The organism is Pseudomonas svalbardensis (assembly GCF_030053115.1).
In the GTDB taxonomy this organism is placed as follows: domain Bacteria; phylum Pseudomonadota; class Gammaproteobacteria; order Pseudomonadales; family Pseudomonadaceae; genus Aquipseudomonas; species Aquipseudomonas svalbardensis.
This window is the reverse complement of the sequence record NZ_CP125619.1, coordinates 2355815-2362500: the sequence shown is the minus strand read 5'-3', so window position 1 is coordinate 2362500 and position 6686 is coordinate 2355815. Positions and strand designations below refer to the sequence as shown.

The 6686-nt window shown below is 61.4% G+C and carries 4 protein-coding genes and 3 pseudogenes (1 of these 7 cut by a window edge); 3 read left to right on the top strand and 4 right to left on the bottom strand.

Going from position 1 to position 6686, the window contains the following annotated elements; genetic code table 11:
* From QFX16_RS10830 to QFX16_RS10815, 4 genes and pseudogenes are all read right to left on the bottom strand, one after another.
* Positions 1 to 564: the beginning of an acetyl-CoA C-acetyltransferase gene (locus QFX16_RS10830; RefSeq protein WP_283183888.1), read on the bottom strand. The gene continues 585 nt to the left of window position 1, outside the view; only the first 564 of its 1149 coding nucleotides appear in the window; it begins with the start codon at positions 562 to 564; its stop codon lies beyond the left edge, outside the window.
* 42 nt (positions 565 to 606) lie between these two features.
* Positions 607 to 1077: pseudogene (locus tag QFX16_RS10825) on the bottom strand (acyl-CoA dehydrogenase family protein); the annotation flags it as partial.
* Positions 1064 to 2097: pseudogene (locus QFX16_RS10820) on the bottom strand (acyl-CoA dehydrogenase family protein). The pseudogenes QFX16_RS10820 and QFX16_RS10825, both read right to left, overlap by 14 nt.
* A pseudogene (locus QFX16_RS10815) lies at positions 2094 to 3122 on the bottom strand (acyl-CoA dehydrogenase family protein). Before QFX16_RS10815 ends, QFX16_RS10820 begins: the two co-directional pseudogenes overlap by 4 nt.
* 330 nt (positions 3123 to 3452) lie before the next feature.
* Between QFX16_RS10815 and QFX16_RS10810 the strand changes: the two are divergent.
* The 3 genes from QFX16_RS10810 to QFX16_RS10800 all read left to right on the top strand — a co-directional run bounded on the left by QFX16_RS10810 (position 3453) and on the right by QFX16_RS10800 (position 6677).
* On the top strand, positions 3453 to 4262 hold the full coding sequence (locus QFX16_RS10810) for a response regulator transcription factor (protein ID WP_283183887.1): 810 nt from the start codon (positions 3453 to 3455) through the stop codon (positions 4260 to 4262).
* Positions 4263 to 4367: 105 nt separating this feature from the next.
* Entirely contained in the window at positions 4368 to 5495 is a 1128-nt protein-coding gene (locus tag QFX16_RS10805) for an ABC transporter ATP-binding protein (protein WP_439900113.1), read from the top strand.
* 39 nt (positions 5496 to 5534) lie between these two features.
* The gene (locus tag QFX16_RS10800; RefSeq protein ID WP_283183886.1) at positions 5535 to 6677 is read left to right on the top strand and encodes an ABC transporter substrate-binding protein; all 1143 of its coding nucleotides are present in this window, start codon (positions 5535 to 5537) and stop codon (positions 6675 to 6677) included.
* The last annotated feature ends 9 nt before the right edge of the window (positions 6678 to 6686 follow it).

The window sequence follows — 6686 nt, the reverse complement described above, 5'->3', positions numbered from 1 at the left end:
CCGCAATGCCCGCTGATGGGACTCCAGTGAATAGGCTTCCAGTTGTTCGCGGGACAGCCCCCACTTCTCGGCAATCATCTGCGCCGAACGGAATTGAGTCGGCGGTTGTGCGCCATAACGCCGGGCCCAACCTTCGGAGCCGCTGAACGGATCACTGAAGCCCAGTGGTTCGGCAGCGATCATGGCTGAGAAAATAGGAATCTGGGTCATGGTTTGCACGCCGCCGGCGACGACCACATCCTGGGTGCCGCTCATCACCGCTTGGGCGGCAAAGTGCACCGCTTGCTGGGTCGAACCGCACTGGCGATCGATGGTGGTGCCGGGTACCGCCTCCGACAGGCCGGCGGCCAGCCAACTGGTGCGGGCTATGTCCCCGGCCTGCGGGCCGATGGTGTCGACACAGCCGAAGATCACGTCGTCGTAATCGTCATCGGGGATGTCGTTGCGCTCGACCAGCGCACGCAAGACGTGGGCGCCCAGATCGGCTGCATGAATCTGGCTCAAACCACCCTTGCGCCGCCCGGTGGGCGTGCGCAGGGCGTCGACAACATAGGCTTCAGGCATGGAGTACCTCGGGGTAAATGTTGACGTCAGGCACAGTCGCCATCAGAAAGTTTTTCCAGCACCCAGTGCTGGATTGCCGTCGAACAACGCCGCGCGGATCCGCCCTTTATGATGGCCGCGGTCACCCCAGACCTTGTCCAGCGCCCAAGCGCGCTTCATGAACAAATGCAGGTCGACTTCCCAGGTGTAACCCATGGCGCCATGGGCCTGAATGGTGTTTTTCGCGGCGAGCATGCCTGCTTTCGAAGTTGCCAACTTGGCATGGGACACCAGCATTTCTTGTCCCGGTTGCTGCTCGGCCAGTGCATAAGCGGCGCGATACAGCGGCCCTTTGGCGAACTCGATCTGCACCGCGACGTTGGCCATCAGATGCTTGACCGCCTGGAACGAACCCACCGGTTTGCCGAACTGTTTGCGTTCAGAGGTGTAATCCACCGCGAGGTCGACCATGCGCTTGGCCAGCCCCAGCATTTGCGCGGCACAGCCCAGCGCGCCACGATTAAACGCGGCGGCGTTCGGCAATGATGTTGCGCTGGATCTCGTTGGTGCCGGCATAGATCGGTCCGGCCTGGGAAAACAGAAAACCTTCCAGCCAATGGCCGACGTCGCCCGCAGCAGGTGCTTCGGGCAGCAGCTCGCCACGCAAGCCGAGAATGCTCATGGCGGTGTCGTGCATGCGCTGATCGAGTTCCGACCAGAAGATTTTGTTGGTCGAAGACTCTGGCCCGATCTTGCCGCCCTGCACCAGTTTCGAGGCGGCCATGTAGGTGCTCAGGGTGTAAAACCGAGCAACGCCATCGCGATCTTCCAGCCCTCGCCCGGCGCGCCAATAATATTGGCGGCGTCGGTGCAGGCATCATCGAAGAACACTTCGTTGAACTCGCAGGTGCCTGTGAGCTGCTCGATCGGCCGCACGGTAATCTCCGTCTGGACCATGGGCACTAGCAAGAAGGACAAGCCGCGATGGCCAGCGCTGCCCGGTTCAGTGCGGGCGATCACAAAACACCAGTCCGACTCATGGGCCAGGGAGGTCCAGACTTTTTGTCCGTTGATCACCCAGGTGCCGCTGGCTTCATCAAGCACCGCGCGGGTCTTGACGTTGGCCAGGTCGGACCCCGCACCCCGTTCGGCATAGCCCTGGCACCAGAAGGACGTGCCGTTGACGATGCCCGGCAGAAAGCGCTGTTGCTGCTCGGCAGTGCCGAACGCGGCAATGGTCGGCCCGGCCAGCCCTTCGCCGATATGCCCGCTCTGGCGTCCCGGGCCGCCAGAGCGGGCGTACTCTTCGTGGAAAATCACTTGCTGGCTGATCGACAGACCACGCCCACCGTGCTCCGGCGCCCAGCCGACACAGGTCCAGCCGCCCTCGGCGAGTTTGCGTTCTCAGGCTTTGCGTTCACCCGGATACATATGCCCATCACCCGGGCCACCCCGAAATCGCAGGGGCTCGAATTCACCACACAGGTTCGCGCTCAACCAGTCGGCCACTTCCTGACGGAAGCACTCGTCCTGCTCACTGAAACTGATTTTCATGGCTGCTCTCCAAGAATCACTGCGGCAATCCGCTGGCGATGCCAGGCAGGTAGCCCGAGAAAGCTTTCGCTGCCACGGGCGCGTTTGAAGTAGAGGTGCGGGTCGTATTCCCAGGTGAAACCAACGCCGCCATGCAACTGGATCGACTAGGACGCGCAGTGGAAATAGGTTTCAGAGCAGTGCGCCTTGGCCAGCGCCGCCGCCAGCGGCAGCTCGGCGGCCACCTGCGGATCGCCTTCAGGATCGAGGACTTCCTGGGCCACGCAGGCCGCGTAATAACTGGCCGAACGTGCGCATTCGACCTGCAGCATCATGTCGGCGGCACGGTGTTTGAGCGTCTGGAAACTGGCCTCACCGAGCAGGCAGTCAGCGCTGAGGTACAGCCCCTTGAGCTGAACCCGTGCCTGACGACGGGTCTGGTCCATGGTCGGCAACATTTGACGCTCGATCCCTGCCCAGTCCGCGTCCACGGCGAACAGGCTGATGCCCGCCTCGCCGGTCGATCCGGGAACCCGTGTGGCGATGATCAAGACGTCAGCGCTGTGCCCGTCGAGCACATGATTAAGGGTTCCGTTAAGCACAAAACCCTCGCCCTCGGTCACCACCGTGGCCTGAACATCCTTGGCCGCCCAGCCGCTGGCGCTGCTGAAGGCCAGCGTAGCGGTGAGGCTGCCGTCGGCGATCAACGGCAGCCAGCGTTGTTTTTGGTGTTCGTTGGCGGCCAGCAACAGCGCGGGTGTGGCCATGCAGGCGGTGGCGAAGAACGGCGAACACAGCAAGCGCCGGCCCATCTGTTCCAGCAGAATCGACAGTTCGACAAAGCCCAGTCCCAGGCCGCCGTACGCTTCTGGAATATGAATCGCCGGCCAGTACATTTCGCGGCACAGGCGCTGCCAGAGTGCCTCGTCAAAACCTCGCTCGCTGACCATCGCCGCTCGCACGGCGGCAGAATCCGAGACATCGGCGAGAAAGCCCTCGGCCGATGCGCGGATCATTTCCTGTTTGTCGCTGAATGAAAACTCCATCGCGGCGCCTTCTGCTCGTTAGGCGGGGCACGCATGAAGCGACACCCCTCTGGCCTTCGAGTTTGGTGCCAGCGGCACACAACAGAAACGTCAGCCCTGCCTAGTCCGAATGGGCGATGCCGAGGCCGATCCGCCGGGGATCGAATGCCTGGCCCATGGGCGGCCGACCCCATCACTTCTGATACCAACCCTGTAGCACTCGGTAACATCCGGCCCTGTTACGGGGCGTCTTTTCAACGACTCGACATCACGCGCCCCGCCCTGCAAGGCCAAAACAGCCATGGCGCAAATTGTGCATCTAAACGCAATCCAATCCTGCTTGAAGCCGCCATGCGCCCCAAGGAACTGAAACTCTGGACTGCCGGTGTTGCCCATTTACTGGACCTTCCTCCCGGGCATGCGCGGTTAGCAGGCTTGAGTCACTGGTTGCGGCAAATATGCCCGGTCGATCACTTCGTTCTGTTCGTCTACGAAGGCAATCATCGGCCGTTGGCGCTGTTCGACACCTTCGCAGCCGACAAGCGTGCGGTGTATGTCGATGACTATCAGTGCGGGCCCTATTTACTTGATCCGTTCTACCTGGCATGCACTCGCGGGCAAGCGCCTGGACTGTGGCGTTTGCGACAGTTCGCACCCGACCACTTTTACCTCGGCGAGTATTACCTGACGTATTACCAGCAAACCGGACTGGCTGAAGAAGTGGCGTTTTTCGTCGACCTCGGTCGCGGCGCCATGGCCGTTCTGTCGTTGATGCGATCCACCGCCAGCTGTGCTTTTGGTCGTGACGAGATGCAGTTGATCGAGTGCGCGCAGGCCGTGGTTGAACAGGTCATCAATGAAGCCTGGCGTTTGCGTCAAGCCCAGCAACCGCGCCCGGCGCAGGACCTGGACTTCAAGATCCGCGAAGCCTTCGATCAGTTCGGCGCGCACATCCTCACCCACCGCGAACAAGAGATTGTCCAGTTGCTGCTACGCGGTCACTCCAGCGCCTCGGTCGCCGAACAACTGGGCATCAGTCCTGGCACGGTGAAGATTCACCGCAAGAACATCTACGCCAAACTCGGCATCGGCAGCCAGTCCGAATTGCTCGGGCTGTTTATCCGCGACCTTACCGGCCAGGAACTGGTCGTCGAAGCCTGACACCTGAAACCGACTCTATCCCCCAAGGGATATATACAGCGCAAAACCCCGATTGCTAGTTTGGCCCCCGACGCACTGATTCATCACTGCAAGGGAGCCCACCTCGTGAACAACAGCGTGAATGACACTTCGCCAAGCGATATCGAATTCTGCAACGTGGTCAAACGCTATGGCGAGGTGTCAGCCGTCAATGGCCTAAACTTCGCGGTGCGCCGCGGCTCATTCCATTCCTTCCTCGGCGGTTCCGGCTGCGGCAAAACCACCACCCTGCGCATGATCGCCGGCTTCGAACAGCCCAGTAGCGGCGAAGTGCGCCTGTCGGGCAAGAACGTTGCCGGAGTGCCGGCGTTTGAACGGCCGGTGAACATGGTGTTCCAGCATTACGCCCTCTTCCCGCACCTGACAGTGGCACAGAACATCGCCTATGGGCTGCGTTATCGCACCCCGCGTCCCGACAAAAAAACCCAACTGCGCATGGCTGATGAGGCGTTGGAAATGGTGCGCCTCAGCGGCTTCGGCCAACGCAAGCCGAGTGAACTTTCCGGCGGCCAACAGCAGCGTGTGGCCCTGGCCCGGGCGCTGGTCAACAAGCCGACCGTGTTGCTGCTGGACGAGCCGCTGGCGGCGCTGGACCGCAAGCTGCGCAAGGAAATGCAATCCGAGCTGCTGCGCCTGCAACGCGAAGTCGGCATTACCTTTGTGCTGGTCACCCACGATCAGGAAGAAGCCTTGTCGATGAGTGACAGCATCAGCGTGATGCACAACGGTTCGATCATCCAGACCGCCACCCCGGAACAACTGTATGAAGCGCCGGCCAGCCGTTACGTGGCCGACTTTATCGGCGAATCCAATCTGTTCAACGGCACGGTTCGCCAAATGCAGGGCGATTCAGTTGTGCTGCGTACAGAGCAAGGACTGGAACTGACCAGCCCACTGACGCCCACCGGCAAAGCCTTAAGCGCAGGCGTCGCCGGTTGCATCGCGGTGCGCCCGGAGCTGATCAGCATCGCCAGCGCCAACGCCGACATGACCCGAGAAGTGAAGCTGCAAGGCCACGTGGAAGACCGCATCTACCTCGGCAACTCCACCGAATACCGCGTGCGCACCCAAGCCTTTGGCGTGGTTTGCGTGCGTGTGCCGCGCCAGCAGGATCACGGCGCCAATGCATTCGAACACGGCGCTGCAGTGAGCGTCGGCTGGGATCACGCCAATGGCCTGGCCATGGCGTTGTAAATCATCGATTCGTTTGATCAACCGAATGTGGAGCGTGCTATGGACCAGAAGACGTTTATCAAAACCCTGCGTAGCTGGCAGAACGGCTCGATCAGCCGCCGCGAGTTCCTTGGTCGCACAGGCCTGGGAATTGCCGCAGCGGTGGTCGCAACCAACATGCCCGGCCTGCTGATCTCCACCGCCGGGGCCGCCGAGCAGGCCAAGCTGGGCGATCGCCTGTCGCTAGCGACTTGGCCGAATTACCACAGCCAGGAAAACCTCGACACCTTCGCCAAAACCACCGGTGCGCGCGTTTCGATGAGCGTGTTCGGTTCCAACGAAGAGATGCTTGCCAAATTGCAGGCCGGTGGCAGTGGCTGGGACGTACTGGTGCCGACCAACTACACCATCAGCACTTACGTTAGCCTGGGCCTGATCGAACCATTGGACCTGTCGCGCATTCCCAACTTTGAGGCGTCGGCGTTCCAGCAAAAATTCATGGCCCAAGGAACGGTGGACGGCAAGGTGTATGCGGTGCCGAAAAACTGGGGCACTACCGGCATGCTCTACGACGCCGGCAAACTGAAGAACGGCCCCGCCAGCTGGAAAGAATTCTGGGCAGCAGCTCAAGGCCCCGCCAGCGGCCGGACGATGGTTCACGACTACCAACTGACCGCCATCGGCAACGCGCTGAAAAGCTTCGGCTATAGCTTCAACTCCCTGGACCCGAAAGAACTGGCCGATGCCGAAAAGCTGCTGATCGAGGTCAAGCCGCACCTGTTCGCCATCAACTCCGACATCCAGCCGTCAATGCGCAGCGGCGATGCCTGGCTGGCGATGTCCTGGACCGGCGATGCCTCTCAGTTGCACCGCGACAACGCGCAGATGCAGTTCGAACTGGGCAAGGAAGGGGGCGAACTGTGGAGTGACTTCTTTGCCATTCCCAAAAGCTCGGAGCACAAGGACGCGGCCTACGCCTTCATCAACTACCTGCTCGATCCGCAGCACAACAAGCTCGAAGTGTTGAGCCACGGCTACCCGAGCGGCGACAAACGCGTCGATGCGTTGCTGCCCACCGCCATGCTCGACGATCCGATCATGTACCCGGCCGCCGAAGCGCTCAGTCCTCTGGAATTCGGTGCCGCGGCGACGCTCACCAGTCCGGCGCGCGCCGAACTGATGGCTCGCTTCAAGTCCGCCTGATCGCCTGGC

Coding starts and splice junctions, on each gene's coding strand:
- QFX16_RS10810 (WP_283183887.1), top strand. CDS start 3,453: ATGCGCCCCAAGGAACTGAAACTCTGGACTGCCGGTGTTGCCCATTTA.
- QFX16_RS10800 (WP_283183886.1), top strand. CDS start 5,535: ATGGACCAGAAGACGTTTATCAAAACCCTGCGTAGCTGGCAGAACGGC.